Below are 1,203 nucleotides of genomic sequence, written 5' to 3' on the forward strand. Positions count from 1 at the left end.
ATGCAAATTATCATTGTCTATGGAATCATTTGATGTTAAAAATCTAATAATCCTTTTATCGAACTCATTATTTCTACCCATGACTTCCTTAGCGATAGTATTTGCTTCTATTTCAACTTCATCTCTTCCAATTTTTCCTTAGTTAATTTTCCACTTTTAAATTGTTGCACATGAACCAATTCATGCACTAATGCAAATTTAATACTTAATTCAATTACTCTTTTAAAATATATACCTGGTACTTTTGAGAACTTAGAATTAATCAATTGCATTAATCCTTCTACTACTAAAACAACTTCTGTTATTTTCTCCCAATGATCAATTATTACTCTAGCATTTATTGATGTATCAACATAGCCATCTCTCGCATGAACTTGATCTCTATGTAAAAGTTCATATTCTATATCATCAATATCAAACTCTCTTCTTATTAATGCATGAAATTCTTTAAAACCTTCACTTTCAATTAAACTGCAAATTTGTTCTTTAGTAACTTCCGACTGAAAAATTGCCATTTAACAACACCATCTTCCTTATTAATAACGAAACCTTTACTATTCCTCATTGATACATTCGGTTAAAGATATAAATAATTAACAAAATCCTCAATACTTTTACACTGTTGACACAACTCCTTAAAACTACTCTGGTTAAATACTTTGTATTTAATAGCCTCATTCCCATATATACTCTCGGAAACAAGAGATAAATTTCGCTCTGTTCGTATTGGGTTATACTCTTTTCCTTTTTGATTTTTATAAAAATGAATAATCAGAAATAATATTTCTTTATCCCTATTCTTATATAATTCGTTCAACAATACATATTGTCCCACTATTAGTTTCGCCATATTACCCGAATCAATTTCTATAAGAATTTCTTTATTTCCTAATTTCAGTGAATTATCTACAGATATAGATACATTTTTATCCAAGGTTTCAAATGTGCATTTCCCTTCAAGTACATCTTTTCCAAATTTTTTTTTAAAGTAATTACTAAATTTTATCTCATTACTCCCAGCTACACTCTCACTCTTTTGCAAATTACCATATCTCCTTTTTTGTTGAGATGATATTTCTTCCTATGGTAATCACCTCTATTGTGATTGTTATTTCAAAATAAAGTGCATTCCTTTATTAAATTGTCATTATATAGAATAATTACTTACTCCTGCAATACGTCTTAGCATACAATAAGCTATTT

Annotated in this window: 2 protein-coding genes; both read right to left on the bottom strand. The window is 28.0% G+C overall.

Going from position 1 to position 1,203, the window contains the following annotated elements; translation table 11 throughout:
* Positions 1-107: 107 nt before the first annotated feature.
* On the bottom strand, positions 108-515 hold the full coding sequence (locus tag ABWK52_RS29620; protein ID WP_353772401.1) for a hypothetical protein: 408 nt from the start codon (positions 513-515) through the stop codon (positions 108-110).
* 62 nt (positions 516-577) lie between these two features.
* Complete coding sequence (locus tag ABWK52_RS29625; RefSeq protein WP_087951362.1) at positions 578-1,042, bottom strand: hypothetical protein; 465 nt, start codon at positions 1,040-1,042, stop codon at positions 578-580.
* Positions 1,043-1,203 lie beyond the last annotated feature (161 nt).

This window comes from Bacillus sp. AP50, from assembly GCF_040492675.1.
GTDB lineage: Bacteria > Bacillota > Bacilli > Bacillales > Bacillaceae_G > Bacillus_A > Bacillus_A cereus.